The 26,635-nt window shown below is 60.2% G+C and carries 23 protein-coding genes; 5 read left to right on the forward strand and 18 right to left on the reverse strand.

Features of this window, described 5'->3' with window-relative positions; genetic code table 11:
* Nucleotides 1-45: 45 nt before the first annotated feature.
* From nuoF to ACLH0H_RS20100, 14 genes are all read right to left on the reverse strand, one after another.
* Entirely contained in the window at nt 46-1,404 is a 1,359-nt protein-coding gene (nuoF, locus tag ACLH0H_RS20035; RefSeq protein WP_186689804.1) for an NADH-quinone oxidoreductase subunit NuoF, read from the reverse strand.
* Nucleotides 1,401-1,898, reverse strand: coding sequence for an NADH-quinone oxidoreductase subunit NuoE (nuoE, locus tag ACLH0H_RS20040; protein WP_003232080.1), 498 nt, complete (start codon nt 1,896-1,898; stop codon nt 1,401-1,403). Before nuoE ends, nuoF begins: the two co-directional genes overlap by 4 nt.
* A 2-nt stretch (nt 1,899-1,900) precedes the next feature.
* Nucleotides 1,901-3,685, reverse strand: coding sequence for an NADH-quinone oxidoreductase subunit C/D (gene nuoC / locus ACLH0H_RS20045; protein WP_411379338.1), 1,785 nt, complete (start codon nt 3,683-3,685; stop codon nt 1,901-1,903).
* Between the two features lie 72 nt (nt 3,686-3,757).
* Nucleotides 3,758-4,432 (reverse strand): NuoB/complex I 20 kDa subunit family protein, encoded by a 675-nt coding sequence (locus ACLH0H_RS20050; protein ID WP_076950803.1) that lies wholly within the window; start codon nt 4,430-4,432, stop codon nt 3,758-3,760.
* A 10-nt stretch (nt 4,433-4,442) separates the two neighbouring features.
* Nucleotides 4,443-4,856, reverse strand: a complete 414-nt coding sequence (locus ACLH0H_RS20055; RefSeq protein ID WP_411379339.1) for an NADH-quinone oxidoreductase subunit A — start codon at nt 4,854-4,856, stop codon at nt 4,443-4,445.
* Between the two features lie 643 nt (nt 4,857-5,499).
* On the reverse strand, nt 5,500-6,825 hold the full coding sequence (gene aceA, locus ACLH0H_RS20060; RefSeq protein ID WP_034106845.1) for an isocitrate lyase: 1,326 nt from the start codon (nt 6,823-6,825) through the stop codon (nt 5,500-5,502).
* Between the two features lie 177 nt (nt 6,826-7,002).
* Nucleotides 7,003-7,740, reverse strand: coding sequence for a secretin N-terminal domain-containing protein (locus ACLH0H_RS20065; protein ID WP_411379340.1), 738 nt, complete (start codon nt 7,738-7,740; stop codon nt 7,003-7,005).
* Between the two features lie 211 nt (nt 7,741-7,951).
* A complete protein-coding gene (locus tag ACLH0H_RS20070) occupies nt 7,952-8,374 on the reverse strand; it encodes a GNAT family N-acetyltransferase (protein WP_411379341.1) in 423 nt (140 codons plus the stop codon).
* The gene (locus tag ACLH0H_RS20075) at nt 8,367-9,533 is read right to left on the reverse strand and encodes a JmjC domain-containing protein (protein WP_411379342.1); all 1,167 of its coding nucleotides are present in this window, start codon (nt 9,531-9,533) and stop codon (nt 8,367-8,369) included. The genes ACLH0H_RS20070 and ACLH0H_RS20075 overlap by 8 nt, the downstream gene beginning before the upstream one ends.
* 83 nt (nt 9,534-9,616) lie before the next feature.
* Entirely contained in the window at nt 9,617-10,987 is a 1,371-nt protein-coding gene (gene purB / locus ACLH0H_RS20080) for an adenylosuccinate lyase (RefSeq protein ID WP_411379343.1), read from the reverse strand.
* 125 nt (nt 10,988-11,112) lie between these two features.
* Nucleotides 11,113-11,736, reverse strand: a complete 624-nt coding sequence (gene hflD, locus ACLH0H_RS20085) for a high frequency lysogenization protein HflD (RefSeq protein ID WP_016969254.1) — start codon at nt 11,734-11,736, stop codon at nt 11,113-11,115.
* A complete protein-coding gene (mnmA, locus tag ACLH0H_RS20090; RefSeq protein ID WP_057721791.1) occupies nt 11,733-12,857 on the reverse strand; it encodes a tRNA 2-thiouridine(34) synthase MnmA in 1,125 nt (374 codons plus the stop codon). Before mnmA ends, hflD begins: the two co-directional genes overlap by 4 nt.
* Before the next feature lie 59 nt (nt 12,858-12,916).
* Nucleotides 12,917-13,363, reverse strand: a complete 447-nt coding sequence (locus ACLH0H_RS20095) for an NUDIX hydrolase (RefSeq protein WP_411379344.1) — start codon at nt 13,361-13,363, stop codon at nt 12,917-12,919.
* Nucleotides 13,364-13,592: 229 nt separating this feature from the next.
* Nucleotides 13,593-15,818, reverse strand: a complete 2,226-nt coding sequence (locus tag ACLH0H_RS20100; protein WP_411379345.1) for an NADP-dependent isocitrate dehydrogenase — start codon at nt 15,816-15,818, stop codon at nt 13,593-13,595.
* A 495-nt stretch (nt 15,819-16,313) separates the two neighbouring features.
* Here ACLH0H_RS20100 and icd point away from each other — a divergent pair, with 495 nt between their 5' ends.
* Complete coding sequence (icd, locus tag ACLH0H_RS20105; RefSeq protein WP_169375558.1) at nt 16,314-17,570, forward strand: NADP-dependent isocitrate dehydrogenase; 1,257 nt, start codon at nt 16,314-16,316, stop codon at nt 17,568-17,570.
* Nucleotides 17,571-17,634: 64 nt separating this feature from the next.
* On the opposite strand, the gene cspD is transcribed toward icd, so the two are convergent.
* Nucleotides 17,635-17,919 (reverse strand): cold shock domain-containing protein CspD, encoded by a 285-nt coding sequence (cspD, locus tag ACLH0H_RS20110; protein WP_411382440.1) that lies wholly within the window; start codon nt 17,917-17,919, stop codon nt 17,635-17,637.
* A gap of 224 nt (nt 17,920-18,143) precedes the next feature.
* Here cspD and clpS point away from each other — a divergent pair, with 224 nt between their 5' ends.
* On the forward strand, nt 18,144-18,512 hold the full coding sequence (clpS, locus tag ACLH0H_RS20115; RefSeq protein WP_076950793.1) for an ATP-dependent Clp protease adapter ClpS: 369 nt from the start codon (nt 18,144-18,146) through the stop codon (nt 18,510-18,512).
* 30 nt (nt 18,513-18,542) lie between these two features.
* Nucleotides 18,543-20,813, forward strand: coding sequence for an ATP-dependent Clp protease ATP-binding subunit ClpA (gene clpA / locus ACLH0H_RS20120; protein ID WP_076950792.1), 2,271 nt, complete (start codon nt 18,543-18,545; stop codon nt 20,811-20,813).
* Nucleotides 20,814-21,276: 463 nt separating this feature from the next.
* Here the strand turns inward: clpA and infA are convergent, their stop codons facing one another.
* From infA to aat, 3 genes are all read right to left on the reverse strand, one after another.
* Nucleotides 21,277-21,495, reverse strand: coding sequence for a translation initiation factor IF-1 (infA, locus tag ACLH0H_RS20125; RefSeq protein WP_002553999.1), 219 nt, complete (start codon nt 21,493-21,495; stop codon nt 21,277-21,279).
* Nucleotides 21,496-21,595: 100 nt separating this feature from the next.
* A complete protein-coding gene (locus ACLH0H_RS20130) occupies nt 21,596-22,303 on the reverse strand; it encodes an arginyltransferase (protein ID WP_186689824.1) in 708 nt (235 codons plus the stop codon).
* A 56-nt stretch (nt 22,304-22,359) separates the two neighbouring features.
* A complete protein-coding gene (gene aat / locus ACLH0H_RS20135) occupies nt 22,360-23,040 on the reverse strand; it encodes a leucyl/phenylalanyl-tRNA--protein transferase (RefSeq protein ID WP_411379346.1) in 681 nt (226 codons plus the stop codon).
* 497 nt (nt 23,041-23,537) lie between these two features.
* Here aat and ftsK point away from each other — a divergent pair, with 497 nt between their 5' ends.
* Both ftsK and lolA read left to right on the forward strand, forming a co-directional pair.
* Entirely contained in the window at nt 23,538-25,946 is a 2,409-nt protein-coding gene (ftsK, locus tag ACLH0H_RS20140; protein ID WP_411379347.1) for a DNA translocase FtsK, read from the forward strand.
* A 54-nt stretch (nt 25,947-26,000) separates the two neighbouring features.
* Complete coding sequence (lolA, locus tag ACLH0H_RS20145) at nt 26,001-26,624, forward strand: outer membrane lipoprotein chaperone LolA (protein ID WP_016975527.1); 624 nt, start codon at nt 26,001-26,003, stop codon at nt 26,622-26,624.
* The last annotated feature ends 11 nt before the right edge of the window (nt 26,625-26,635 follow it).

Genomic DNA, 26,635 nt, shown 5'->3' on the forward strand with positions numbered 1-26,635 from the left:
ACATGAGAAAGGCGAAGGGCACGGACCCTTCGCTTCCTTGAAACGTTACGCGCCGACCATGGTCGGCGTTACCACCTGAGTGAGCTCGCCCGCGCGGGTTGGCGCGATGCCGGCCTCGAATTCAGGGCGGAAGTATTTGATTGCGCTGCCCAGTGGCTCCACGGCGCCCGGTGCGTGAGCACAGAACGTCTTGCCAGGGCCGAGGAAATTGACCAGGCCCAGCAGGGTTTCGATGTCACCCTCGCGGCCTTCGCCGTTTTCCAGGGCCATCAGCAGCTTGACGCTCCACGGCAGGCCGTCGCGGCATGGCGTGCAGAAGCCGCAGGATTCACGGGCAAAGAACTGTTCCATGTTGCGCAGCAGCGAGACCATGTTGACCGTGTTGTCTACCGCCATCGCCAGGCCGGTACCCATGCGGGTGCCCACCTTGCCGATACCGCCGGCATACATTTGTGCGTCAAGGTGCTCGGGCAGCAGGAAACCGGTGCCGGCGCCGCCTGGCTGCCAGGCTTTCAAGGTGTAGCCGTCGCGCATGCCGCCGGCGTAGTCCTCGAACAGCTCGCGTGCGGTCACGCCGAACGGCAGTTCCCACAGGCCGGGGTTCTTGACCTTGCCGGAGAAGCCCATGAGCTTGGTGCCCATGTCTTCACTGCCGGGGCGCGCCAACGATTTGTACCAGTCGACGCCGTCGGCGATGATCGCCGGTACGTTGCACAGGGTCTCGACGTTGTTCACGCAGGTCGGCTTGCCCCATACGCCCACGGCGGCCGGGAAGGGCGGCTTAGAACGCGGGTTGGCGCGGCGGCCTTCGAGGGAGTTGATCAGTGCGGTTTCTTCACCGCAGATATAACGCCCGGCGCCGGTGTGCACGAACAGTTCGAAGTCGAAACCCGAGCCGAGGATGTTCTTGCCCAGCAGGCCCGCGGCCTTGGCTTCGGCCACGGCGCGGTTGAGGTGCTTGGCGGCGGTGGTGTATTCGCCGCGCAGGAAGATGTAGCCCCGGTAGGTTTTCAGCGCGCGTGCGCTGATCAGCATGCCTTCGATCAGCAGATGGGGCAGTTGCTCCATCAGCATGCGGTCTTTCCAAGTGTTAGGCTCCATTTCATCCGCGTTGCACAAAAGGTAGCGGATGTTGATGGATTCGTCCTTGGGCATCAGGCCCCACTTCACGCCCGTGGGGAAGCCTGCACCGCCGCGGCCTTTGAGGCCGGCGTCTTTCACGGTCTGGACGATGTCGTCCTGGGCCATGTCGGCGAAGGCTTTGCGCGCGGCCGCGTAACCATTCTTGGCCTGGTATTCGTCGAGCCACACGGGCTCGGCGTCGTCACGCAGGCGCCAGGTCAGGGGGTGAGTCTCGGCCGAACGCTTGATCAGGTTGGCCGGGCCGAAAGATGTCAGGGTCATGGGTAGCCCTCGAGCAATTGGGTCACGCCAGCAGGCTGCACGTCACCGAATGTGTCGTCGTCGATCATCAACGCCGGCGCCTTGTCGCAGTTGCCCAGGCAGCACACCGGCAGCAGCGTGAAGCGGCCGTCTGCGGTGGTCTGGCCCAGGCCGATGCCGAGCTTGGCCTGGATTTCGCTGACCACGGACTCGTGGCCACCGATGTAGCAGACCATGCTGTCGCACACGCGAATGATGTGGCGGCCTACCGGCTGGCGAAAGATCTGGCTGTAGAACGTCGCCACGCCTTCAACGTCGCTGGCGGGGATGCCGAGGATCTCGCCGATAGCGTAGAGGGCGCCGTCCGGCACCCAGCCACGCTCCTTCTGGACGATCTTCAAGGCTTCGATCGACGCCGCGCGCGGGTCTTCGTAGTGATGCAGCTCGTGCTCGATGGCCGAGCGCTCGGTTTCACTCAAGGTGAAACGGTCTGTCTGGATAAGCGTGCTGTTCATGCTTAGCGGTCCACGTCGGCCATAACGAAATCGATACTACCCAGGTACGCAATCAAGTCCGCGACCATCTCGCCTTTGATCACCGAAGGGATCTGCTGCAAGTGCGGGAAGCTTGGTGTACGAATCCGGGTGCGGTAGCTCATGGTGCCGCCATCGCTCGTCAGGTAATAACTGTTGATACCCTTGGTCGCTTCAATCATCTGGAAGGATTCGTTGGCCGGCATCACCGGGCCCCACGAAACCTGCAGGAAGTGCGTGATCAGGGTTTCGATGTGCTGCAGCGTGCGCTCTTTGGGCGGCGGCGTGGTCAGCGGGTGATCCGCCTTGTACGGGCCTGCCGGCATGTTGCGCATGCACTGCTCGATGATCTTCAGGCTCTGGCGCATTTCTTCGACGCGCACGATGCAACGGTCATAGGCATCGCCATTGGCCGCCAGCGGTACTTCGAATTCGAAGTTGCCGTAGCCGGAATAAGGGCGCGCCTTGCGTAGGTCGAAATCCAGGCCGGTAGCGCGCAGGCTTGGGCCGGTAACGCCCCATTCCAGCGCTTCCTTGGTGTTGTACTGGGCAACACCGATGGTACGGCCCCTGAGGATGCTGTTGTCCAGGGCGGCTTTCTGGTATTCGTCCAGGCGCTTGGGCATCCAGTCGATGAACTCCTTGACCAGGCGCTCCCAGCCGCGCGGCAGGTCATGGGCCACGCCGCCGATGCGGTACCAGGCCGGGTGCAGGCGAAAGCCGGTGATCGCTTCGATCACGGTGTAGGCTTTCTGGCGGTCGGTGAAGGTGAAGAACACCGGGGTCATGGCGCCTACGTCCTGGATGTAGGTACCCAGGAACAGCAGGTGGCTGGTGATCCGGAAGAACTCGGCCATCATGATGCGGATGGTGTCGACGCGGTCCGGTACCTTGATGCCGGCCAGCTTCTCGACCGAGAGCACGTACGGCAGGTTGTTCATCACGCCGCCGAGGTAGTCGATGCGGTCGGTGTAGGGGATGTAGCTGTGCCACGACTGGCGCTCGCCCATCTTCTCGGCGCCACGGTGGTGGTAGCCGATGTCCGGTACGCAGTCGACGATTTCTTCACCGTCCAGTTGCAGGATGATACGGAAGGCGCCGTGAGCCGAGGGGTGGTTGGGGCCCAGGTTGAGGAACATGTAGTCCTCGTTGGTGCCCGAACGCTTCATGCCCCAGTCTTCCGGGTTGAACCGCGCCGCTTCTTCCTCGAGCTGTTGCTTGGCCAGGGTGAGGCTGTAGGGGTCGAACTCGGTGGCGCGCGCCGGGAAGTCCTTGCGCAGCGGGTGACCTTCCCAGGTCGGTGGCATCATGATGCGGGTCAGGTGCGGGTGGCCCGGGAAGTCGATGCCGAACATGTCCCAGACTTCACGCTCGTACCAGTTGGCGTTCGGCCAGATGCCGGTCACGGTCGGTACGCTCAGGTCGCTTTCGGACAGGGCGACCTTGAGCATCACGTCGCTGTTACGTTCCAGCGACATCAAGTGGTAGAACACGGTGAAATCGGCGCCAGTCGGCAAGCCCTGGCGCTTGGTGCGCAGACGCTCGTCCACGCCATGCAGGTCATAGAGCATGACGTAGGGCTTGGGCAGGTTGCGCAGGAAGGTCAGGACTTCGATGAGCCTGGCGCGGGCAACCCACAACACGGGCATGCCGGTGCGGGTCTCCTGGGCGGTGAACGCCTCGGCGCCAAAACGGTTGTTCAGTTCGACGACCACGTCCTGGTCGTTTGCCTTATAAGGCGGGATGTACAGAGCACTGCCTGTAGTCATGGTTATTTATCGCTTTCGGTCAACGTAAAGAATGAAGCCAGTGTCTCGTTTCTTATGCAGAGCTGAGCTGGATCAGACTTCGTCGGGGCTGCGCAGATTGGTGACTGCGATTCGCTGTTCGCGGCGCTGTTCCTTTTGCGACGGCATGTCGGCGCGGTACACGCCTTGATCGCCGACGACCCAGGACAACGGGCGACGCTCCTGTCCGATCGATTCCTGCAGCAGCATCAAGCCTTGCAGGAACGCTTCGGGGCGGGGCGGACAGCCGGGCACGTAGACATCCACCGGGAGGAACTTGTCGACCCCCTGAACCACGGAATAGATGTCGTACATGCCGCCGGAATTGGCACAGGCGCCCATGGAAATGACCCACTTGGGTTCCAGCATCTGTTCATACAGGCGCTGGATGATGGGGGCCATTTTCAGGAACGGCGTACCGGCGATAACCATGAAATCCGCCTGGCGCGGTGATGCCCGGATAACCTCGGCGCCAAAGCGCGCGATGTCGTGGGGCGCCGTGAAGGCGGTGGTCATTTCCACGTAGCAGCACGAAAGACCGAAGTTGTACGGCCACAGGGAGTTTTTACGCCCCCAGTTGACCGCACCATTCAGTACGTCTTCCAGCTTGCCCATGTAGATGTTCTTGTGGACTTGGTCTTCTAACGGGTCGGAAACGGTTTCCCGCTTGCCGATGGGGTACTGCTCGTTAGGAGCATCCGGGTCGATCCTGGTGAGATTGTATTGCATCGCCAAAGCCTCATTGTTTCAGCTTCGCTTGCCGCTTACGACGAGCTTCCGGAGCCCAGTCAAGGGCGCCCGCTCGAAATAGGTAGACAAGGCCTGCCAACAGAATTGCTATGAAAACGAGGGCTTCGACGAATCCGGTCCAGCCGCTTTCGCGGACGGACACAGACCAGGCAAAGAGAAAAAGGGCTTCGATATCGAAGATCACGAACAGCATCGCGACCAGATAGAATTTGGCTGAGAGCCGCAAGCGGGCGCCACCTGTAGGCAGCATGCCGGATTCGAACGGTTCGTTTTTGCTGCGACCCCAGGCTTTTGACCCGAGGAGGCTGGACACGCCGAGCATGAAGGCGCAGAGGCCCACGACACCGAGGAGGAAAATGGCAAAGCCCCAGTTGTGGGCGATGAGTCCTGTCGCTTCGGTCATGCTGGAAATCCTTAACAGAGAGCAAAGGTCTCTGAGCTCGAAAAAGTAACGACGCAGTGACGATATGTCGCACTGCAATCAATCGGGATGATTTTATGGCTAAACACCGGGCAAGTAAAATTCCCAAGGCGAAATTATTCGGTTGAATAACCACATAGTGCACCTTCTTGGGGCTGCAGCCCTTGTGTGGCGGGCATTAGCGGGCATTCAATCAAATGTGTTTTGTTTAACGGGTAACGAAGTTTCCAGGCGCCAAATGATAATGAATATTGTTTGCGCGGGGTTTAAGCGAATGTTTCTCGTGTGGCGAGGGAAGTTGCCGTTACTTGCTGGTTTGTCGCTTAGTTGCCGACGGGGATCTTTTAACCGTTTTTGCAAGCGTTAATACCGCTCTGGATCAATGTTTTGCACAAAACTCTTCCTGTGGGAGCCGGGCTTGCCCGCGATAGCGGTGTGTCAGTCATTAATTGGGTGCCTGGCACACCGCTATCGCAGGCAAGCCAGCTCCCACATTTAGCCCCGTGTGGTGTCAGAGAACTTCCCTGCGGGCAAAAAAAACGCCCCGAACCAGTCGGGGCGTGATCGCTGTGCGGCACTGCGGTTAGGTCTTCCTTGGGGCCGCAGTGGCCGTGTACTCAGTGGATCAGTGGAACTGCTCTTCTTCGGTCGAACCGGTCAGCGCGGTCACGGACGAAGTGCCGCCCTGGATCACGGTGGTCATGTCGTCGAAGTAGCCGGTGCCCACCTCTTGCTGGTGCGCCACGAAGGTGTAGCCCTTCGCTGCGTCAGCAAATTCCTGCTCTTGCAGCTTCACGTAGGCGGTCATGTCGTTGCGGGCGTAGTCGTGCGCCAGGTTGAACATGCTGTGCCACATGTTGTGAATGCCGGCCAGGGTGATGAACTGGTGCTTGTAGCCCATGGCGGACAGTTCGCGCTGGAACTTGGCGATGGTCGCGTCGTCCAGGTTTTTCTTCCAGTTGAAGGACGGCGAGCAGTTGTAGGACAGCAGTTGGTCCGGGTATTCCTTCTTGATCGCTTCAGCGAAACGACGCGCTTCGTCCAGGTCCGGCTTGGCGGTTTCGCACCAGATCAGGTCGGCGTACGGCGCGTAGGCCAGGCCGCGGGCGATCGCCTGGTCGAGACCGGCACGCACTTTGTAGAAACCTTCCTGGGTGCGCTCGCCGGTCACGAACGGCTGGTCGTACGGGTCGCAATCCGAGGTCAGCAGGTCGGCGGCGTTGGCGTCGGTACGCGCCAGGATGATGGTCGGCGTGCCGGCCACATCAGCGGCCAGGCGGGCAGCGGTCAGCTTCTGTACGGCTTCCTGGGTAGGTACCAGTACTTTGCCGCCCATGTGACCGCATTTCTTCACCGAAGCCAGCTGATCTTCGAAGTGCACGCCGGCGGCGCCTGCCTCGATCATGCTCTTCATCAGCTCGTAGGCGTTGAGTACGCCGCCGAAACCGGCTTCGGCGTCAGCCACGATGGGCGCGAAGTAGTCGATGTAGCCTTCATCGCCCGGGCCCTTGCCGGCTTTCCACTGGATCTGGTCGGCGCGACGGAACGCGTTGTTGATGCGCTTGACCACGGTTGGCACCGAGTCCACCGGGTACAGCGATTGGTCGGGGTACATGGATTCGGCGGAGTTGTTGTCCGCCGCCACTTGCCAGCCGGACAGGTAGATCGCCTGGATACCGGCTTTCACCTGCTGCACTGCCTGGCCGCCAGTGAGGGCGCCCATGCAGTTGACGAAATCTTTGTCGGGACGAAAGGACGGCTTGGCCCCTTGGGTCACCAGGTTCCACAGTTTCTCGGCGCCGAGTTTTGCAAAGGTATGCTCAGGTTGAACCGAGCCGCGCAGGCGGACGACGTCAGCAGCGGAATAAGCGCGGGTCACGCCTTTCCAGCGTGGGTTTTCAGCCCAGTCTTTCTCGAGGGCTGCAATTTGCTGTTCGCGTGTCAGTGCCATGTAGATAAACCTCGTCGTCGCATTTTGTAAGGGTTCGAAGGCCCTTGCCAGGGCCCTGATTAGCGGGAGCGAGGCCATCATGCACAGCCTTTTTGGGGTCGTCAAACATTTTGTAGTGCTTTTTTCAAAGCACTACATCTTTGGTCTAATACGACTCATCAGTCAGTTTTTGGTGCTTCAGTTCAAGGTGTCGACCTTGACCCGTACAGTCAGGTCGTCGCGGCCCTGAGTAGAGTAACTGCGGCTTGTAGAGGATTTGTCGGCTTGGGTTTGGCGATTGATCCCGGCCAGGGTGATCCACTCGCCGAGGCGTCCGCTGACCGTTGTGTCGGTGCTTTGCACGTTCACTACATCGGGACGTTCCTGGCTCATGCGGTCACGGTTGGTACTGATCGCCAGGTGAACGGTTTCGCCGGTGACGCTGGCGGTCACGTAGAAACCCTGGGTGACGTTACGGTATTGGGTCTGGTTCTGCGGGCGGCCATAACTGTCTTGCTGGGTGGTCGTCAGCGGAACGCTCTGGCCTACCTGGATCAGTGCGGGCACGCCTTCGCTGGCCTGGATCTGCTGGATGCCGCCATCGCGGCTGATGGTGCCGTAGCTGATGATGCGGGCCTGGCTGTCGCCGCGGTTCTGCTGGTTGGTTTCATTGGTGTCGACGGTGATCAGCAGGCGTTTGGCCGGAGTGTCGAGCTGGGACAGCAAGGCGTGCAGGCCTTCGATTTTTGCGGGGTCAGCGTTAACAATCAGCTGGTTGCCGTATGCGCTGACGGTGCCGTCCTTGCCGATGAAGTTCTGCGCCAACGGCAGCAGGTCGGCGCTGGTGCGGTTGCTCAGGTTGACGACTGCGGTGTCGGCCATGGCCGAGACGCTGGCGGTCAGGAGGAGGGCGGTGAGCAGGGTGCGTAGGGACATGTCCGTGATCTCTGCGAGTCATTTGGCTGGATAGTGCCAGTTTGTCGGCCTGAGGGGTCGCAAATTGAATCGTGGACGGCAAAATGCCCTGGCAGGCAGGGCATTCTGTGGTGTTGCTGAAATCGCTATCGCAGGCAAGCCAGCTCCCACATTTGACCGCATTCCCTTGTGGGAGCTGGCTTGCCTGCGATGAAGGCCACTCGGTCTTGGATCAGTCCCCGCGCACCATATCCACATGCGGAATCCCGACTTCAAGAAACTCGTCGCTGACGATCTTGAAACCCAGCCGCTCATAGAACGGCGCCGCATACACCTGCGCACTCAGGAACTGCCGGGTCTGGCCACGCTGCTCGGCGACGCCGATCACCGTTTCCATCAGCTTGTCGCCGACCTTCAGGCCGCGCCAGTCCTTGAGTACCGACACGCGGCCGATCTCGCCGCTGGGCAGCAGCCGAGCGGTGCCAATCGGGAAGTCGCCTTCGAATGCCAGAAAGTGCATCGCACCTGCGTCGTCCGCGTCCCATTCCAGCTCGGGTGGAACCGATTGTTCGGCGATAAACACCGCTTCACGAATGCGCCTGATCTCGGCGATATCCTTTTGCCAATTCGCGACACTCACGTGAATCTTATTCATCGGCAAATCCCAGGCTTCCTTGCTTGACCAGTTCGCACAGCAGGTCGCGGCCGTCTTCGTCCGCCAGCCATGGGCCGAGGTTGTCGGCGTGCAGGGCATCGGCGGCGCAGATCAGTTTGAGCAACTCGCGCAGCTTGCCCGGCAGGTAACGGCTCTGGCCGCTGGCAAACAGCAGCACATCGTCGTCCACTTCCGACCAGGCCATGCGCGCACTCGGGTTGCGCACCAGAATCGCGCCGTCTTGCAGGCTGCTGACAAAATCCTCTTCGCCCACTTCCTCGCCGGCCACCAGTTCCGGGTAGCGCGGTTCGGTCATGAATTGGCCGAACCAGGTCAGCAGCATACGTTCGTCGCTCATGTGCTCGGCCAGCAAGCTCTTGAGGCGGTCGAGGGCGTCGCTCTGGATCTGGTGCGGGTCGCTGACCGGCTGGGCGTCGGCGTCGGTGTAGCGTTCTTCGTCGGTCAGGTACTGGGCAAGGAAGTCGGTGAAGTGAGTCAGCACTTCAGCGGCGCTCGGTGCGCGGAACCCGACCGAGTAGGTCATGCAGTCATCTTCGGCGATGCCGAAATGCGCCAGGCGCGGCGGCAGGTAGAGCATGTCGCCCGGTTCCAGCACCCATTCGGCGCTTTCTTCGAAGTCGGCGAGGATGCGCAGGTCGGCGTGCTGCAGCAGTGGGCTCTCGGAGCTGCACATCTGGCCGATCTTCCAGTTGCGCTTGCCCTGGGCTTGCAGCAGGAACACATCGTAGTTATCGAAGTGCGGACCGACGCTGCCACCCGGCGCGGCGAAGCTGATCATCACATCGTCGATGCGCCAGCTTGGCAGGAAGCGGAACTGTTCCAGCAGCTCGGCGACTTCCGGCACGAACTGGTCGACCGCCTGCACCAGCAGGGTCCACTCGCGTTCGGGCAAGGTGCTGAAGGTATCTTCGGCGAACGGGCCGCGACGCAGTTCCCATGGGCGTTCGCCGTGTTCGATCACCAGGCGCGATTCGACTTCTTCTTCCAGCGCCAGGCCAGCCAGTTCGTCGGCGTCGATAGGGCTTTCGAAGTCAGGGATGGCCTGGCGGATCAGCAAGGGTTTCTTCTGCCAGTAGTCGCGCAGGAATTCCCGTGCCGTGATGCCGCCCAGAAGTTGAAGAGGGATATCAGGATTCATGTGTAACCTATTGAAAAAAAGCACTTTTAAGACTGGAATAAAAACGCCCGGCGCGGCCGGGCGTCTCAAGGGTCTTGCGTGGATCAGATGCGCTTGGCTTGCTCGACAGCATTGCCGATGTAGTTGGCCGGGGTCAGCAGTTTCAGCTCGGCCTTGGCCGCCGCTGGCATGTCCAGGCCGTCAATGAAAGTTTGCAGTGCTTCGGAGGTGATCCCCTTGCCGCGCGTCAATTCTTTGAGCTTCTCGTAGGGGTTTTCGATGTTGTAGCGGCGCATCACGGTCTGGATCGGCTCGGCCAGGACTTCCCAGCAGGCGTCCAGGTCAGCGGCGATCTTCTGCGCGTTGAGCTCAAGCTTGCTGATGCCCTTGAGGCTGGCTTCGTACGCGATCACGCTGTGGGCAAAGCCCACGCCGAGGTTGCGCAATACGGTGGAGTCGGTCAGGTCGCGCTGCCAGCGGGAAATCGGCAATTTGCTGGCCAGGTGCTGGAACAGCGCGTTGGCGATGCCGAGGTTGCCTTCGGAGTTTTCGAAGTCGATCGGGTTGACCTTGTGCGGCATGGTCGACGAACCGATTTCACCGGCAATGGTGCGCTGCTTGAAATAGCCCAGGGAGATGTAGCCCCAGATATCGCGGTCGAAGTCGATCAGGATGGTGTTGAAGCGCGCGATGGCGTCGAACAGCTCGGCAATGTAGTCGTGGGGTTCGATCTGCGTGGTGTACGGGTTGAAGCCCAGGCCCAGTTCGTCTTCGATGAAGGCGCGGGCGTTGGCTTCCCAGTCGATCTCGGGGTAGGCCGACAGATGCGCGTTGTAGTTGCCCACGGCGCCGTTGATCTTGCCCAGTAGCGGCACGGCGGCGACCTGAGCGATCTGGCGCTCGAGGCGGTACACCACGTTGGCCAGTTCCTTGCCCAGCGTTGTCGGCGACGCCGGCTGACCGTGGGTGCGCGACAGCATCGGCACGTCGGCGAAGCGGATGGCCAGTTCGCGGATCGCGTCGGCAGTCTGGCGCATCAGTGGCAGCATCACGTCATCACGGCCTTCGCGCAGCATCAGGGCGTGGGACAGGTTGTTGATGTCCTCGCTGGTGCAGGCAAAGTGGATGAACTCGCTGACCTGGGCCAGTTCCGGCAGCTTGGCCGCCTGCTCCTTGAGCAGGTATTCGATGGCTTTTACGTCGTGGTTGGTGGTGCGCTCGATCTCTTTCACACGCTCGGCGTGCTCCAGGGAGAAGTTTTCCGCCAGGGTATTCAAGACGGCGTTGGCCTCGGCGGAAAACGCCGGCACTTCGCTGATGGCGGGGTGAGCGGCCAGGCGCTGGAGCCAGCGCACTTCAACGAGCACGCGAGCACGGATCAGGCCGTATTCGCTGAAAATAGGGCGCAGGGCCTGGGTTTTGCCGGCGTAGCGGCCGTCAACAGGGGAAACCGCAGTGAGCGAAGAGAGCTGCATGGGGTGTTCTCGGACAGTCGGGCAACGAAATGGGGCGCGTATCATACATGAAAAAATCCGCCGGTCCGTTGCCAACTGACCGGCGTATTACGCGTAACGGCTTGAAAATAGCCCGCGGGTGCGACTTATTCGTTGCGCATCAACGGGTAAAGCTCTTTGAGCAATTTGCGCCGGCTGATCACCAACTGCCAGCGATGCCCGCCCAACTGGCGCCACAACCGCGCCGAACGAATACCGGCCAGCAGCAGCGCGCGGATTTTCGAGGCGTTGTTCGGTTGTTGCAGGTTGCGCATGTCGCCGTGCACCTGGATGCGCTGGCGCAAGGTACTCAAGGTGTCCTGGTACAGCGCGCCACAGGCGGCGATCACGTTTTCGTGAGCCGGGCCGAAGTGCTCCACTTGGGATTGGATCTGCGGCAGGCGCTTGCCGATGGTTTCCAGCATGTCTTCGCGCTTGGCCAGTTGACGCTCCAGGCCGAGCATCGACAGGGCGTAGCGCAACGGTTCGCGCTGCAAGGTGCTGGGGTCGCGCTCCAGGGCGCCGATCAGCGCGCGGTAGCCTTCACGCAGCGCCAGGTCGTCGCCACCGTAGACCTCAAGGGTGTCCTTGGGGTCGCGGATCAGCAGGCTGCCGAGCATGCAGGTCAGGCCGGCCTCGGTGACCTGGCCGGTCTTGGCGATTTTGTCCACCAGCACCGCGGCGAGGAAAACCCCGCCGAGTGCGGTCAACTGCTCCTGGGTCGGGCTCATGCCGGGGTGCCCCAGGCTTGCGCGACTTCAATCACGCCGCCGCCCAGGCAAATCTCACCGTCGTAGAACACCACGGACTGGCCAGGGGTGACCGCGCGTTGCGGCTCATCAAAGGTAGCGCGGTAGCCGCTGGCGGTTTTTTCCAGTGTGCAGGCCTGGTCGCCCTGGCGATAGCGCACCTTGGCGGTCAGGCGGCGCGGGGTGCTCAGGTCGATCGGGTTGACCCAATAGATCTCGGAAGCGAGCAGGGCGCCGGAGAACAGCAGCGGGTGTTCGTTACCCTGGCCGACGACCAGCACGTTGTTTTCCAGGTCCTTGACCAGCACGTACCATGGCTCTTCGCCTGCGTCTTTCAAGCCGCCAATGCCCAGGCCCTGACGCTGACCGATGGTGTGGTACATCAGGCCGTGGTGGCGGCCGATGACATCGCCTTCGGTCGTCTTGATCTCGCCCGGTTGCGCCGGCAGGTACTGCTTGAGGAAGTCGCTGAAACGCCGCTCGCCGATAAAGCAGATGCCGGTGGAATCCTTCTTCTTGGCGGTGGCCAGGCCGTGTTGCTCGGCGATCCTGCGCACTTCGGGTTTTTCCAGCTCGCCCACCGGGAACAGGGTCTTGGCGATCTGTTCACCGCCGACGGCGTGCAGGAAGTAGCTCTGGTCCTTGTTCGGGTCCAGGCCCTTGAGCAGTTCGGTGCGGCCATCGATATCGCGACGGCGCACGTAGTGGCCGGTGGCAATCAGGTCGGCACCGAGCATCATGGCGTAGTCGAGGAACGCCTTGAACTTGATCTCGCGGTTGCACAGGATATCCGGGTTCGGCGTGCGGCCGGCCTTGTACTCGGCCAGGAAGTGCTCGAACACATTGTCCCAGTACTCGGCGGCGAAGTTGGCGGTGTGCAGCTTGATGCCGATCTTGTCACACACGGCCTGGGCATCCGCCAGGTCGTCCATGGCGGTGCAATATTCCGTTCCGTCGTCTTCTTCCCAGTTCTTCATGAACAGGCCTTCCACCTCATAACCCTGCTCCATGAGCAGAACGGCGGAAACGGAAGAATCCACGCCGCCGGACATGCCGACGATGACGCGCTTCTTTTGTGTGTCAGAAGGGGCTGGATCACGCATAGGGTTTCAATGGGTGTCTTGAAAAAGGACGCGATTCTATCAGGCTCCAGCCTTCAAGGCTAAAGAGAAGGGCGGATCAATTCGAGACTGTGGCACTGGCCGGCCAGATAATCATCGATACAGCGGATGATCAGCTCGCTGCGCCAGTCGTCGCGCAAGGCCATCAGTTCGTCGCGGCTCAGCCAGCGGGCGCGCAGGATGCCTTCGTCGAGTTGATAGTCGGGGTGGTGTTGCAGCGCCTTGGCGATAAAGCAGACGCGTTGATAGGTCACGCCATTGCTTGGGGCAGTGTACAGGTAGATGCCGACGATGCCGGTGGGCTCGACGTCCCAACCGGTTTCCTCAAGCGTTTCGCGCACGGCGGCTTCGGTGAGGGTTTCGTCCGGGTCAAGGTGGCCGGCGGGCTGGTTGAGCACCGCGCGGCCGCCCTTGAGTTCTTCGACCATCAGGAAGCGGCCGTTGTCCTCGACGAGGGTGGCGACGGTGATGTGGGGTTGCCAGGTCATGGTTGCCTCGATTCTGGATGCGACGTGATCTTGGTCAGAATTGCATTCAATGTGGGAGCTGGCTTGCCTGCGATAGCGGTCTATCAGCGAGCTATTCAGTAGCTGACCCACCGCTATCGCAGGCAAGCCAGCTCCCACATTTGATTGGGTTTCTTCAATTAAATCGGTAGTAGTAGGCACAAACAGAAACCCCGGCACGGGGCCGGGGCTTCTTTGCAGCCTTACAGCCTTACTTCAACTTGGCAATCGCCGCATTGAAGGTGTTGCTCGGGCGCATGGCCTTGCTGGTCAGCTCCGGGTTCGGCGCGTAGTAGCCGCCGATATCCACTGGCTTGCCCTGTACGGCGTTGAGTTCGGCAACGATGGTCGCTTCGTTCTCGGTCAGGGTCTTGGCCAGTTCGCCGAACTGCGCTTGCAGTGCAGTGTCTTCGGTCTGGGCGGCCAGGGCTTGTGCCCAGTACAGCGCCAGGTAGAAGTGGCTGCCGCGGTTGTCGATGTTGCCGACTTTACGCGATGGCGACTTGTTGTTGTCGAGGAACTGGCCGGTGGCCTGGTCCAGGGTCTTGGACAGTACCAGGGCTTTCGGGTTGTTGTACGTCACACCCAAATGCTCAAGGGACGCGGCCAGGGCCAGGAACTCGCCCAGGGAATCCCAGCGCAGGAAGTTCTCTTCCACCAGTTGCTGCACGTGTTTCGGAGCCGAGCCGCCGGCGCCGGTTTCGAACAGGCCACCGCCGTTCATCAGCGGCACGATCGACAGCATCTTGGCGCTGGTGCCCAGTTCCATGATCGGGAACAGGTCGGTCAGGTAGTCGCGCAGTACGTTGCCGGTCACCGAAATGGTGTCCAGGCCCTTGCGGGTGCGCTCCAGGGTGAACTTCATCGCCTCGACCGGCGACATGATGCGGATGTCCAGGCCTTCGGTGTTGTGGTCTTTCAGGTAGGCCTGAACTTTCTCGACCACGACGCCGTCGTGCGCACGCTTGGGGTCCAGCCAGAAGATGGCCGGGGTGCCGCTGGCGCGGGCGCGGTTGACGGCCAGCTTGACCCAGTCCTGGATCGGCGCGTCTTTGGTCTGGCACATGCGGAAGATGTCGCCGGCTTCGACGTTCTGTTCCATCAGCAGGTTGCCCTTGCTGTCGGTGACGCGGACAACGCCGTCAGCCTTGATCTGGAAGGTCTTGTCGTGGGAGCCGTACTCTTCGGCTTTCTTCGCCATCAGGCCGACGTTTGGCACGCTGCCCATGGTGGTCGGGTCGAACGCGCCATTGGCCTTGCAGTCTTCGATGACCGCCTGGTAGATGGTGGCGTAGCAGCGATCCGGGATCACGGCCTTGGTGTCATGCAACTGGCCGTCGGTGCCCCACATCTTGCCGGAGTCACGGATCATGGCTGGCATCGAGGCGTCGACGATGACGTCGCTCGGCACGTGCAGGTTGGTGATGCCTTTGTCGGAGTTGACCATCGCCAGGGACGGACGAGCGGCGTAGACGGCCTGGATGTCGGCTTCGATCTGTGCCTGCTGGTCAGCCGGCAACGCCTTGATGCGGGCGTACAGGTCGCCGATGCCGTTGTTCAGGTTAAAGCCGATCTGCTCGAGCACGGCGGCGTGCTTGGTCAGAGCGTCTTTATAGAACTCGGCAACGATCTGGCCGAACATGATCGGGTCGGAGACCTTCATCATGGTGGCTTTCAAGTGAACCGACAGCAGTACGCCTTGCTTCTTGGCGTCTTCGATCTCGGCGGCGATGAACGCGCGCAGGGCCTTCTTGCTCAACACGGCGGTGTCGATGATTTCACCGGCCTGTACCGAGGTCTTTTCCTTCAGGACGGTGGCGGTGCCGTCCTTGGCGATCAGCTCGATTTTGACAGCATCGGCGGCTTCGATCTGCACGGCTTTTTCGCTGCCGTAGAAATCGCCATTGTCCATGTGGGCCACATGCGACTTGGAGTCGGCAGCCCAGGCGCCCATCTTGTGCGGGTGCTTGCGCGCGTAGTTCTTCACCGACAGCGGTGCGCGACGGTCGGAGTTGCCTTCGCGCAGGACCGGGTTTACGGCGCTGCCCTTGACCTTGTCGTAACGGGCACGGGTTTCTTTTTCCGCGTCGGTGGTTACGGTTTCCGGGTAGTCCGGCAGGGCGTAGCCCTGGGCCTGCAGTTCCTTGATCGCGGCTTGCAGCTGCGGGGTCGAGGCGCTGATGTTAGGCAGCTTGATGATGTTGGCTTCAGGCGTAACGGCCAGGTCGCCCAGTTCGGCGAGGTGGTCCGGGATGGCCTTGGCGCCCAATTGCTCGGGGAAGCTTGCGAGGATGCGCGCGGCGAGGGAGATGTCGCGGGTTTCCACGGCAATATCAGCGGAAGCGGTGAAGGCCTCTACGATAGGCAGCAGTGAATAGGTGGCGAGGGCCGGGGCTTCGTCGGTGAAGGTATAGATGATCTTCGAGCGGGTGGGCATATTCGGATTAACTCTCTTCTTTGCTGAAAGCGTGCGCAGAAACTCGAGATGCGCCGGGTGGAGCGCGTTCGTTCAAAGTCATCCATGAGCGAAATGTCGAGGTTTCTTCGCGGTGATGTTGGGTTGCATCAGTCGAGCGTCAAGCGGGTGGACTATTGTAATAGTCCTGCTTTGCGAGCCGAAGGCGTCTGTTCCAGAGCGGTCGGCGGTAGTGACTCTTTGGTCAGCGGCGGCATTATACATAGGTCGCTATGCTTACGCCGAGCCTTCATACAAAAGGTGTGTCGTCCATTGGTCTAAAGGTCGCAGGTACCGGGTTGCGCCTAAAGTCGCACGATGTGCTCAAGATTGGCGCTTTTCCCTTTGCTTTCAGGCTTTTAGGCGACAAATTATGCTGTTTTCGAGGCAAATGAGCATGGCGTGAGGTTTCAGTCGCCATTTATCTGGAGTAGGCTCGGACGCAGCCAGATGTTCAATCCATAGATGGAGTTCAGCATGGGATACAAGAAGATTCAGGTTCCGGCAGTCGGCGACAAAATCACCGTCAATGCAGACCATTCTCTCAATGTTCCTGACCAACCGATCATCCCCTACATTGAAGGTGACGGTATCGGCGTCGACATCAGCCCGGTGATGATCAAGGTAGTCGACGCTGCTGTTGAAAAGGCCTACGGCGGCAAGCGAAAAATCTCGTGGATGGAGGTTTACGCCGGCGAAAAAGCGACTCAAGTCTACGACCAGGATACCTGGCTACCCCAGGAAACCCTGGATGCGGTCAAGGATTACGTGGTGTCCATCAAGGGCCCGCTGACGACGCCCGTCGGCGGCGGTATTCGTTCGCTGAACGTGGCACTGCGCCAGCAACTCGACCTTTATGTCTGCCTGCGCCCGGTGCGTTGGTTCGAAGGCGTGCCCAGCCCGGTCAAGAAACCTGGCGATGTGGACATGACCATCTTCCGCGAGAACTCCGAGGACATCTACGCCGGGATCGAGTGGAAGGCCGGCTCGCCTGAGGCGATCAAGGTGATCAAGTTCCTGAAGGAAGAAATGGGCGTCACCAAGATCCGTTTCGACCAGGATTGCGGGATTGGCGTGAAGCCGGTCTCCAAGGAGGGCACCAAGCGCCTGGCGCGCAAGGCCCTGCAATACGTGGTGGATAACGACCGTGAGTCGCTGACCATCGTGCACAAAGGCAATATCATGAAGTTCACCGAGGGCGCCTTCAAGGAATGGGCCTACGAAGTGGCGGCCGAAGAGTTCGGTGCCACGCTGCTCGACGGTGGCCCGTGGATGCAGTTCAAGAACCCCAGGACCGGCAAGAATGTGGTGGTCAAGGACGCCATTGCCGACGCCATGCTCCAGCAGATCCTGCTGCGTCCGGCTGAATATGACGTGATCGCGACCCTCAACCTGAACGGCGACTACCTGTCCGATGCGCTGGCGGCGGAGGTGGGCGGCATCGGTATCGCGCCGGGTGCGAATCTGTCCGACACCGTGGCGATGTTCGAGGCGACCCATGGCACTGCGCCTAAATATGCGGGCAAGGATCAGGTCAATCCGGGTTCGTTGATCCTGTCGGCGGAGATGATGCTGCGTCACATGGGTTGGGTCGAGGCGGCGGATTTGATTATCAAGGGCACCAATGGCGCCATTTCGGCGAAGACCGTGACCTATGATTTCGAGCGTCTGATGGACGGTGCGACGCTGGTGTCGTCGTCGGGGTTTGGGGATGCGTTGATTTCGCATATGTAAAAGGAATGCGCACAAAAAAACCGGTCATCTCATAGGGTTGAGGTGACCGGTTTTTTTTGGCAATCTACTCGCTCGGCGCCGTTTGTTTCTTTTCTTTTTCTTCTTTGAGCGCTGTTGAGGGTCTTGGTTTTTCAGGGTTGTCAGCCATTGCCGCACTAATTTTCACGGCATGTAGCCCTTTGGGTCCTTGAATGATTTCGAAATTCACGGGCTGACCCGCCTTGAGCGTTTTGTAGCCATCCATTGCGATTGCCGAGTAATGCGCAAAAAGGTCCTCGCTCTTGCCGTCCTCAATAATGAAGCCGTAACCCTTGGCATTGTTGAACCACTTGACCTTGCCACTTAACATACCCATATCCCTCTGCACCAGACTCCATCACTGGAGTATCATCCAGTTTATCCGTCCTAACCCGAATAAATAAGGTTGACTGCGCGGACCTTTTTTACCCACTGTGGGTTCTATTGGTTGTAACACCGTTTCGCCGATAGTCAAGGCGACTGGCCGGTCAGAGTTGAAATTCTGACAGGTCGCCCCCACCACTGTAATTGAACTACTGACGAACCTTTCTTTCCATGCATGCAAACAGCCAGATTCGACTAACATTCAATCAGGATCGACCGGATCAGGAACATGATGACCACGGTTCTGCAGGCATTGCTGTCCAGGAGGCCAAGCCTGCTCTACAGGCGCCGCCGATGTACAAGGTGGTTTTGTTCAACGATGACTACACACCGATGGATTTCGTGGTCGAAGTGCTCGAGGTGTTTTTTAACCTGAACCGCGAGTTGGCGACCAAGGTAATGCTGGCCGTTCACACAGAAGGACGGGCAGTATGTGGAGTGTTTACCCGCGACATCGCCGAGACAAAGGCCATGCAGGTCAACCAGTACGCCAGGGAAAGCCAGCATCCGCTACTCTGTGAAATCGAGAAGGACGGTTAACGCCGATCCACTTGGGTATGAGGTGAAGCTATGTTAAACCGCGAGCTCGAAGTCACCCTCAATCTTGCCTTCAAGGAGGCTCGTTCGAAGCGTCATGAGTTCATGACCGTCGAGCACCTGCTGCTGGCACTTTTGGATAACGAAGCTGCCGCCACCGTTCTACGCGCGTGCGGCGCCAATCTCGATAAGCTCAAGCATGACCTGCAGGAATTTATCGACTCCACCACGCCACTTATTCCCGTTCACGATGAAGACCGTGAAACCCAGCCGACGCTGGGCTTTCAGCGTGTGCTTCAGCGTGCAGTGTTCCACGTGCAGAGCTCCGGCAAGCGTGAAGTCACAGGCGCCAATGTGCTGGTGGCGATCTTCAGCGAGCAGGAAAGCCAGGCAGTATTCCTGCTTAAGCAGCAGAGCGTCGCCCGTATTGATGTCGTGAACTACATCGCCCACGGTATCTCCAAGGTGCCCGGGCACGGCGATCATTCCGAGGGTGAACAGGAAATGCAGGACGACGAGGGCGGTGAGTCTTCTTCTTCAAGCAACCCACTGGATGCCTATGCCAGCAACCTCAATGAACTGGCGCGCCAGGGGCGGATCGATCCGCTCGTGGGTCGCGAGCTTGAAGTTGAGCGCGTAGCGCAGATCCTCGCGCGTCGTCGCAAGAACAATCCGTTGCTGGTCGGTGAAGCAGGCGTGGGTAAAACCGCGATTGCCGAAGGCCTGGCCAAGCGCATCGTCGACAATCAGGTACCGGACCTGTTGGCCAACAGCGTCGTCTACTCCCTTGACCTGGGCGCCTTGCTTGCCGGGACCAAGTACCGTGGCGATTTCGAGAAGCGCTTCAAGGCGCTGCTCGGCGAGCTGAAAAAACGCCCGCAGGCGATCCTGTTTATCGACGAAATCCACACCATCATTGGTGCCGGCGCGGCATCCGGTGGGGTGATGGACGCGTCCAACCTGCTCAAGCCATTGTTGTCGTCGGGTGATATCCGCTGCATTGGTTCGACCACGTTCCAGGAATTCCGCGGCATCTTCGAGAAAGACCGTGCCTTGGCGCGTCGTTTCCAGAAGGTTGACGTGTCCGAGCCTTCGGTCGAAGACACCATCGGCATCCTGCGCGGGCTCAAGGGGCGTTTTGAAGCGCACCATGGCATCGAGTACACAGATGAGGCCTTGCGTGCGGCGGCTGAGCTGGCGTCGCGCTATATCAATGACCGGCACATGCCGGACAAGGCGATCGACGTGATCGACGAGGCGGGTGCCTACCAGCGCCTGCAGCCGGTCGAAAAGCGTGTGAAGCGCATCGACGTGCAACAGGTCGAGGACATCGTGGCGAAAATCGCGCGTATTCCGCCTAAACACGTCAACAGTTCCGATAAGGAATTGCTGCGTAACCTGGAACGCGACCTCAAGCTGACCGTGTTCGGCCAGGATGCGGCCATCGATGCGCTGTCCACCGCGATCAAGCTGTCGCGAGCGGGCCTCAAGTCGCCGGACAAACCCGTGGGTTCGTTCCTGTTCGCCGGCCCGACCGGCGTGGGCAAGACCGAAGCGGCGCGGCAATTGGCCAAGGCCATGGGCATTGAGCTGGTCCGTTTCGACATGTCCGAATACATGGAGCGCCACACCGTTTCGCGCCTGATCGGTGCGCCTCCGGGCTATGTCGGTTTCGACCAGGGTGGCCTGTTGACCGAAGCGATCACCAAGCAACCGCACTGCGTATTGCTGCTCGATGAAATCGAGAAGGCCCACCCCGAAGTCTTCAACCTGCTGCTGCAGGTGATGGACCACGGCACCCTGACCGACAACAACGGGCGCAAGGCGGACTTCCGCAACGTGATCGTGATCATGACCACCAACGCCGGTGCCGAAACGGCCGCGCGGGCTTCGATCGGGTTCAGCCATCAGGATCACTCTTCCGATGCGATGGAAGTGATCAAGAAGAGCTTTACGCCGGAGTTCCGCAACCGTCTGGACACCATTATCCAGTTTGGTCGCCTCAGCCATGAGGTCATCAAAAGCGTGGTGGACAAGTTCCTCACCGAGCTTCAGGCGCAACTGGAAGACAAGCGCGTGCAGTTGGAAGTGTCGGAAGCGGCGCGCAGCTGGATTGCCGAGGGCGGCTACGATGCGGCAATGGGCGCACGCCCGATGGCGCGTCTGATCCAGGACAAGATCAAGCGGCCACTGGCCGAAGAGATCCTGTTCGGCGAGCTCTCCGACCATGGCGGCGTGGTGCACATCGATCTGAAGGACGGCGAGCTGACCTTCGACTTCGAAACCACGGCTGAAATGGCCTGATCGATTGCTGCAATAACACAAAGGCGCCGAAAGGCGCCTTTTTGCTGTCTTGAAATGCGATCGCAAGGCAATGGAGTTCAAATGTGGGAGCTGGCTTGCCTGCGATAGCGGCGTGTCAGGCAAGGAATTCCCTCTTGATCCACCGCTATCGCAGCGTAGGCATCTACACAACCTTGTAGTGAGCGGGCTTGCCCCGCGTTGGGATGCGAAGCAGCCCTAAAACCAGCCTCTGCGGAATGTCTGATACACCGCATTCTGCTTGCTGGGGCTGCTTCGCAGCCCAACGCGGGGCAAGCCCGCTCGCCACAACAGCCCATTTATTGAGGGTTCAGCGTCGAACCGAAGTTGTGTAGATACCTGTGGCTATCGCAGGCAAGCCAGTTCCCACAGGGTCAAGCGGTGATTCTTGAATAGCGCACACACAAAAACGCCCGGCATAACCGGGCGTTTTGTATTGACTTGCTTAGCGAGCGCGGTAAGTGATGCGCCCTTTGCTCAAGTCATAGGGCGTCAGCTCGACGCGCACTTTGTCACCGGTAAGAATACGAATGTAGTTCTTGCGCATCTTGCCGGAGATATGCGCGGTTACGACGTGCCCATTTTCCAACTCCACACGAAACATGGTGTTGGGCAGGGTGTCGACGACAGTGCCTTCCATTTCGAAGCTGTCTTCTTTCGACATGCAGTAAAGCCCTCGGTATCCAGTGAATGGCCCGGTGCAACTGCGCCAGGCAAAAGCGGCGTGCATTGTGCCCGAAAAAGGGTGTTCAAGCCAAGGGGTTCTAGTTAAGCGTGACCCATCTTTGATTAATCAGCAGTTCTATAGGCCGATATTGGGTCTTGTAATTCATTTTTTTGCAGTTTTTGATCCAATAACCCAGGTACACCGCTTCCAGTTCCAGGCGCAAGGCTTCGCCAATTTGCCAGAGGATGGCGAAGCGTCCCAGGCTGCGGCGTTCTTCGGTGGGCTCGTAGAAAGTGTAGACCGCAGATAGCCCGTTAGGCAGCAGATCGGTCACGGCGACGGCCACCAGTCGACCCGCTGCGCGAAACTCGTAGAAGCGCGAGAACGGCAGGTCGCGCACCAGGAAAGTGGAAAACTGGTCGCGGCTGGGCGGGAACATATCGCCGTCGGCGTGGCGTTGCTCGATGTAGCGCTGATAAAGGTCGAAACACTCTTCGGTGAAGCGCGGCTTGGTCGACGTCACCGTCAGGTCGGCGTTGCGCTTGAGAATGCGTTTCTGGTTGCGGTCCGGCAGAAACTGCGCCACGGGAATACGTGCCGGGACGCAGGCATTACAGTTTTGGCAGTGAGGCCGGTACAGATGATCGCCGCTGCGCCGAAAGCCCATTTCCGACAGATCGGCGTACACATGCACGTCCATAGGCTGGCTGGGGTCGAGGAACAGCGTGGTGGCCTGCTCGTCGGGCAGATAGCTGCAAGAGTGGGGTTGAGTGGCATAAAACTTCAAGCGCGCCAACTCGGTCATGATCAACCCTCGGGATAAGCTTTGAAATAAGTGTAAGCCAGGAGCGCGAAAGTCGCCTAGGAAACCCACGGTCCGGCGTTGGGTTGGTCCAGGTGGTCACGCAGCAGGCCGGCGAAGTCGCCGCGGGAGATGGCGCGGGCACCCAGGCTGTGCAGGTGGTCGTTGGGCATCTGGCAATCGATCAGTACAAAACCCCAGGCCTGCAATTGGCGGGTCAGTGTGACGAAGCCGAATTTTGAGGCATTGTCGGCGCGGCTGAACATGGATTCGCCGAAAAACAATTTGCCCATTGCCAGGCCGTACAGGCCGCCCACCAACTCGCCGTCGTCCCAGACTTCCACCGAATGGGCGTAGCCGCGCTGATGCAGGGCCAGGTAGGCGCTCTGGATGCCTTCGGTGATCCAGGTGCCGTCGGCATAGGCGCGCGGTGCGGCGCAGGCCTGGATCACGGCGGCGAAGTCTTGGTCGAAGGTCACCTGGTAGCGCTGCTGGCGCAATAGTTTGCCCAGGCTGCGGGAGACGTGCAGTTCGTCGGGGAATATGACGGTGCGCGGGTCGGGCGACCACCAGAGTATCGGCTGACCCTCGGAGAACCAGGGGAAGCAGCCATGGCGGTAGGCTTGCACCAGCCGCTCGGCCGACAAGTCGCCCCCGGCGGCAAGCAGGCCATTGGGTTCGCGCAGAGCCTTGGCCAGCGGGGGAAAGGTCAGGGAGTCGCGTTGTAACCAGGTCAGCATGGTATCCAGGCTTACGGAAGGGGAGGGGAGTGGCAGGTATGACACCTGCCTGCGCAGTGCTGATTATTGTCGACATGGCGCCATCGGGCCAGCCCGAATCCGCCATTGACTGGGATTAGCGTGAACAGGTGTTTCTGCAACTCCCTGCCGGGGACGTGGTCGTAATCGGGTCTGTCCCATGCAGGCCATTTGCCAAGCTGGAGCGGATTGATAAAAACAGCTCATAAGCCTTTGTCAGTAAAGACAATGCATGCTCAAATTGAACATGCCGTGAGCGCCGCTTGGCGAGGCTGCCGGGTGAAGGGCGAGGGGCGTGGCATCGCCGGCACAAACCCGTACAATGCGGGCATTGTGGCGCTTTCGTCATTTCATCCAGCCGACGCCCAATGTTAAACAGTAGATTCAACGACGCTCCCTCATTTTCAGCTGCTCGGATTGGGCAGTATTTACAGTCATTCAACAGATGGACGCGCTAAAAGCGCAGGAAAAGACCCGTTTTGAAGAAATCCGCCGCAGTACCTAAAGCAGTCGTGGTGCCAGCCTGGCGCCAGCACCTGCATTATCGCCTCAAGGAAGGCGCGCTGATCGCTATTGGCGCCCTGTGCCTGTTCCTGATGATGGCCTTGCTCACCTATGGCAAGGACGATCCGGGCTGGAGCCACAACAGCAAGATCGATGATGTGCAGAACTTCGGCGGGCCGGTGGGCTCCTACAGCGCCGACATCCTGTTCATGGTGCTGGGTTATTTCGCCTACATTTTCCCGTTGCTGCTGGCGATCAAGACCTGGCAGATCTTCCGCCAGCGTCACGAGCCGTGGCAGTGGAGCGGCTGGCTGTTCTCCTGGCGCCTGATCGGCCTGGTGTTCCTGGTATTGTCCGGTGCCGCCCTGGCGCATATCCACTTCCATGCGCCCACCGGCCTGCCGGCGGGCGCAGGCGGTGCGCTGGGTGAAAGCCTCGGCGACCTGGCGCGCAGGACCCTGAATATCCAGGGCAGCACCTTGATGTTCATCGCGCTGTTCCTGTTCGGCCTCACCGTATTCACCGACCTGTCCTGGTTCAAGGTGATGGATGTGACCGGCAAGATCACCCTCGACCTCTTGGAGTTGTTCCAGGGCGCGGCCAACCGCTGGTGGGCCGCCCGTGTCGAGCGCAAGCGCATGGTCGCCCAACTGCGTGAGGTCGACACCCGTGTCAACGAAGTAGTCGCCCCGACCACGCCGGACCGGCGCGAGCAGGCCAAGGTCAAGGAACGCCTGATCGAACGCGAGCAGGCGCTGAGCAAGCACATGTCGGACCGCGAGAAGCAGGTGCCACCGGTAATCGCCCCGGCACCTCCAAAAGCGCCCGAGCCGAGCCATCGCGTGCAGAAAGAGAAACAGGCGCCGTTGTTTATCGACAGCGCCGTCGAAGGCACCTTGCCGCCGATCTCGATCCTCGACCCGGCCGAAAAGAAACAACTCAACTATTCCCCGGAATCCCTGGCGGCCGTCGGCCACCTGCTGGAAATCAAGCTCAAGGAGTTCGGGGTCGAAGTGTCTGTGGACTCGATCCACCCCGGCCCGGTGATTACCCGCTACGAGATCCAGCCCGCCGCGGGCGTCAAGGTCAGCCGTATTTCCAACCTGGCCAAGGACTTGGCCCGTTCCCTGGCCGTGACCAGCGTGCGCGTGGTGGAAGTGATCCCCGGCAAGACCACCGTGGGCATCGAGATTCCCAACGAAGACCGGCAGATCGTGCGCTTCTCCGAAGTGCTGTCGACCCCGGAATACGACAACTTCAAATCGCCGGTCACCCTGGCCCTGGGCCACGATATCGGCGGCAAGCCGGTGATCACCGACCTGGCGAAAATGCCGCACTTGCTCGTTGCCGGTACCACCGGTTCCGGTAAGTCGGTGGGCGTGAACGCAATGATCCTTTCGATCCTGTTCAAGTCCGGCCCGGAAGACGCCAAGTTGATCATGATCGACCCGAAGATGCTGGAGTTGTCGATCTACGAAGGCATTCCGCACTTGCTGTGCCCGGTGGTCACCGACATGAAGGACGCCGCCAACGCCCTGCGCTGGAGCGTTGCCGAGATGGAGCGCCGCTACAAGCTGATGGCTAAGATGGGCGTGCGTAACCTGTCGGGCTTCAATGCCAAGGTCAAGGAAGCCCAGGACGCCGGTACACCGCTGACCGACCCGCTGTACAAGCGTGAAAGCATCCACGACGAAGCGCCCTTGCTGACCAAGCTGCCGACCATCGTGGTGGTGGTCGACGAGTTTGCCGACATGATGATGATCGTCGGCAAGAAGGTCGAAGAGCTCATCGCGCGTATCGCCCAGAAAGCCCGTGCCGCCGGTATCCACCTGATCCTCGCGACCCAGCGTCCGTCGGTGGACGTGATCACCGGCCTGATCAAGGCGAACATCCCGACGCGCATGGCGTTCCAGGTGTCGAGCAAGATCGACTCGCGGACCATCATCGACCAGGGCGGCGCCGAACAACTGCTCGGCCACGGTGACATGCTCTACATGCCGCCGGGCACCAGCCTGCCGATTCGTGTCCACGGCGCTTTTGTTTCCGACGATGAAGTACACCGCGTCGTGGAAGCCTGGAAATTGCGCGGCGCTCCGGAATACAACGACGACATCCTCGCCGGTGTTGAAGAGGCCGGCAGCGGCTTCGACGGCGGCAGCGGCGGTGGCGACGATGATGCCGAGACCGACGCGCTGTATGACGAAGCCGTGGCCTTTGTACTCGAAAGCCGCCGAGCGTCGATTTCCGCGGTGCAACGCAAGCTTAAGATCGGCTACAACCGCGCCGCCCGCATGATCGAATCCATGGAAAACGCCGGCGTCGTGACCGCCATGAACACCAACGGCTCGCGTGAAGTCATCGCCCCCGGGCAGATGCGCGACTGATCCCGCGCCGCGTGGCAACACGCGGCGCGCCCTGACAACTCAATGAGGACTCCCATGCGTCTTATCCGCATGCTGTTGTTGCCGGCCCTGGCCCTGACCGCTGTTTCGGCTCACGCTGACCCGGCCTCCGTGGCCAGCCTGAAGAACCTGCTGGACAAATCCCAGACCCTGACTGCGCGTTTTTCCCAGCTGACCCTGGATGCCGGCGGTACCCAGTTGCAGGAAACGGCCGGCGAAATGGCCGTGCAGCGTCCTGGCCTGTTCTACTGGCATACCGAAGGCAAGGCCGAGCAGACTATCGTTTCCGATGGCCAGAAAGTCACCCTGTGGGACCCGGACCTGGAGCAGGCGACCATCAAGAAACTCGACCCGCGCCTGAACCAGACGCCGGCGCTGCTGCTTTCGGGGGATGTGTCGAAGATCAATGACAGCTTCGACATCACCTCAAAGCAAACCAGCAACGTGATCGAGTTCACGCTCAAGCCCAAATCCAAGGACACGCTGTTCGACACGCTGTCGCTGTCGTTCGGCAATGGCGTGATCAATAACATGCGCCTGGTCGACAGCGTCGGCCAACGCACCGATATCCTGTTTTCCGGGGTCAAGGCCAACCAGCCGGTGCCCGCGTCCAAGTTCAAGTTCGACATCCCCAAGGGTGCCGACGTGATCCAGGAATAAATCCGCCAGAG

The sequence above is a fragment of the Pseudomonas sp. MPB26 genome (assembly GCF_046605355.1).
Classification (GTDB): domain Bacteria; phylum Pseudomonadota; class Gammaproteobacteria; order Pseudomonadales; family Pseudomonadaceae; genus Aquipseudomonas; species Aquipseudomonas cedrina.

Bases quoted from the DNA above. Each gene is read 5' to 3' on its own strand.
- nuoF (WP_186689804.1), bottom strand. From the start codon at position 1,404: ATGACCCTGACATCTTTCGGCCCGGCCAACCTGATCAAGCGTTCGGCC.
- nuoE (WP_003232080.1), bottom strand. From the start codon at position 1,898: ATGAACAGCACGCTTATCCAGACAGACCGTTTCACCTTGAGTGAAACC.
- nuoC (WP_411379338.1), bottom strand. From the start codon at position 3,685: ATGACTACAGGCAGTGCTCTGTACATCCCGCCTTATAAGGCAAACGAC.
- ACLH0H_RS20050 (WP_076950803.1), bottom strand. From the start codon at position 4,432: ATGCAATACAATCTCACCAGGATCGACCCGGATGCTCCTAACGAGCAG.
- ACLH0H_RS20055 (WP_411379339.1), bottom strand. From the start codon at position 4,856: ATGACCGAAGCGACAGGACTCATCGCCCACAACTGGGGCTTTGCCATT.
- aceA (WP_034106845.1), bottom strand. From the start codon at position 6,825: ATGGCACTGACACGCGAACAGCAAATTGCAGCCCTCGAGAAAGACTGG.
- ACLH0H_RS20065 (WP_411379340.1), bottom strand. From the start codon at position 7,740: ATGTCCCTACGCACCCTGCTCACCGCCCTCCTCCTGACCGCCAGCGTC.
- ACLH0H_RS20070 (WP_411379341.1), bottom strand. From the start codon at position 8,374: ATGAATAAGATTCACGTGAGTGTCGCGAATTGGCAAAAGGATATCGCC.
- ACLH0H_RS20075 (WP_411379342.1), bottom strand. From the start codon at position 9,533: ATGAATCCTGATATCCCTCTTCAACTTCTGGGCGGCATCACGGCACGG.
- purB (WP_411379343.1), bottom strand. From the start codon at position 10,987: ATGCAGCTCTCTTCGCTCACTGCGGTTTCCCCTGTTGACGGCCGCTAC.
- hflD (WP_016969254.1), bottom strand. From the start codon at position 11,736: ATGAGCCCGACCCAGGAGCAGTTGACCGCACTCGGCGGGGTTTTCCTC.
- mnmA (WP_057721791.1), bottom strand. From the start codon at position 12,857: ATGCGTGATCCAGCCCCTTCTGACACACAAAAGAAGCGCGTCATCGTC.
- ACLH0H_RS20095 (WP_411379344.1), bottom strand. From the start codon at position 13,363: ATGACCTGGCAACCCCACATCACCGTCGCCACCCTCGTCGAGGACAAC.
- ACLH0H_RS20100 (WP_411379345.1), bottom strand. From the start codon at position 15,818: ATGCCCACCCGCTCGAAGATCATCTATACCTTCACCGACGAAGCCCCG.
- icd (WP_169375558.1), top strand. From the start codon at position 16,314: ATGGGATACAAGAAGATTCAGGTTCCGGCAGTCGGCGACAAAATCACC.
- cspD (WP_411382440.1), bottom strand. From the start codon at position 17,919: ATGTTAAGTGGCAAGGTCAAGTGGTTCAACAATGCCAAGGGTTACGGC.
- clpS (WP_076950793.1), top strand. From the start codon at position 18,144: ATGCATGCAAACAGCCAGATTCGACTAACATTCAATCAGGATCGACCG.
- clpA (WP_076950792.1), top strand. From the start codon at position 18,543: ATGTTAAACCGCGAGCTCGAAGTCACCCTCAATCTTGCCTTCAAGGAG.
- infA (WP_002553999.1), bottom strand. From the start codon at position 21,495: ATGTCGAAAGAAGACAGCTTCGAAATGGAAGGCACTGTCGTCGACACC.
- ACLH0H_RS20130 (WP_186689824.1), bottom strand. From the start codon at position 22,303: ATGACCGAGTTGGCGCGCTTGAAGTTTTATGCCACTCAACCCCACTCT.
- aat (WP_411379346.1), bottom strand. From the start codon at position 23,040: ATGCTGACCTGGTTACAACGCGACTCCCTGACCTTTCCCCCGCTGGCC.
- lolA (WP_016975527.1), top strand. From the start codon at position 26,001: ATGCGTCTTATCCGCATGCTGTTGTTGCCGGCCCTGGCCCTGACCGCT.